Source organism: Neisseria sp. P0021.S006 (assembly GCF_051956895.1).
Genome location: NZ_JBQCWZ010000191.1, coordinates 1 through 2,020, shown reverse-complemented (window position 1 = coordinate 2,020; position 2,020 = coordinate 1). Strand labels below are relative to the sequence as shown.

The 2,020-nt window shown below is 48.2% G+C and carries 1 protein-coding gene; it reads right to left on the bottom strand.

The window, feature by feature from the left end:
• Nucleotides 1-281: 281 nt before the first annotated feature.
• A partial coding sequence (locus ACTHUM_RS12360) for a transferrin-binding protein-like solute binding protein (protein ID WP_440402996.1) occupies nucleotides 282-2,020 on the bottom strand: 1,739 nt, incomplete at its 5' end.

The window sequence follows — 2,020 nt, the reverse complement described above, 5'->3', positions numbered from 1 at the left end:
GGGAAGCGGTCGATGTGTTTGACGATCATGGCTTGGACGGTTTGCTGAAAGAAGGTGGTCATGGAAAATCCCCTAAATGTCTTAGTAGGAATTTAGGGGATTTTGGGGAATTTTGCAAAGGTCTCAGATTATCTGAAAATAAGATTCAAGGTTTTCAGACGACCTTTTAGCGGGTAAATTGCTCTCTAGATTGTTGTTACCGTAAAAGGTCGTCTGAAAATCCTATCCGATCAAAAACAAACCGCCCTTTCGAGCGGTTTGTTTTCAGCTTAAACAGACAGTTATTGTTTTTTGCCGCCGAATACACCGAAGGCATTGTTACTTTTATCTTCTTTGTCATGATAACTGTATCGTCCCGCCATTTCGGCAGCTTTGTCACCGTAGAATCCGCCAGTTACAGAGCCTTGTGCATCTGAAGAAGTCCATTTACCGTTAAAGCTGCTGCCTGTAATATCTGCAGTAAAGGCTCGTTCATTCATGAACCATCTGTCACCACTATTGATTTTACCTGCGATAGTCTTGGTATCGAAGTTGACATCTGCGGTAAACGAACCGGTAGTACGGTAGCCTCCTGTATCACCCACCCAGTTTTCCTTATTATCCAAGTTGCGGGCACGGAAATTCAACACATCGCCGGCATACTTGGCTGTCCCTGACGGTAGAGAGGCACTCATTACCCCCTGAACAAACAAGGAGTAGGCATTATCGGCAAGTTTTGCCGCACCGAAGACAACATTGCTCAAATTGCCTGAAGCAACAAACGATTTGTAGTCCGAACCCAATTCAGTTCGATAGAGCTTGTTGGTAACAGGTGACAAAGCGATTGTCGTACCGTTGATAACGACTTTGGTCAAATCGGCGATATTCGATAAGAAGTATTGCTCGCCTGTTTCACCTTTTTTCAATTCAGCTGCGGCGGCATCATCTTTAGGTTTGGTTACGGGCGCATCAGGTTTGGCAACCGGCGCATCAGGCTGTCCGCCTGCTTGAGCTGCCGCATCTTGGCGTTTTGCACCAAACACACCGCGCGCCACTACGTCTTCATCACGTTGGTTTTTGCCTGCCGCACTATATGTACCGGCAAGTTGGTCTGCCTTCGCGCCAAAGAATCCGCCTTGCATCGTACCTTGCTTGTTGGAGAAGGTGTTGCCGTGCAAATCGCCATTGAAAGACAAATTTTCCGCCATATCGCGCGCATTGGATTTGACGACACCTGCAATCCTATCGCCACCGCTACCACCGCCAACCGTTTGATCGGAATAGCGGTTGATGCCGACATTGATGGTTTTTTGGTCGAAATTGACTCTTGCGGTAACATCGGTTGCTTTGGCGGCAGAATACAGATTGGCCAGCTTGGCTTGCGAACCGGTTTCAAAAATTTCTTGCAGACCTCTTGTATCGATCGGCAGTCCGTTTGGGAAATGCAGGCCGATGCCTTTATAGGTTGCATCCCCTCTTTGGGCTGCAACGGTATCGCTGCCTGATGGCGTGCCTTGGACAAACAACGCCTGTTTCACATCACGCAGATCGCTGACATCGGCAACACCGCCGTAACGAACGTCAGGCAGCAGGTCGCCGCTGTGTACCGCATATTGTGCTGCATCGGCTTTACCGCCGTTCGTACTTCTTTCGCCCAACGTGAACTCACCTGCTTTAACGTCTTTGGTATTAATGGCGACACCATCAAGTACGACGCTGTTTTTATCCGAAGCAGTCGGAGCTTCGGTTTTGGCATATTCCAAATCGCCGGTTTCACGCTTTTTCGCTACCAAGACACCGCCATCCAAAGCCTTGCTCATTACTTTGCCTTCACCGCCAAAACCTTGACCTGAATTGGCCTCATTGGCTTTCTTAGCTTCCTCAGCTTTCTTGGCCTCTTCAGCTTTCTTAGCGTCTTCAGCTTTCTTGGCTTCTTCAGCTTTCTTGGCTTCTTCAGCTTTCTTGGCTTCTTCAGCTTTCTTGGCTTCTTCAGCTTTCTTGGCTTCTTCAGCTTTCTTGGCTTCTTCAGCTTTCTTGGCTT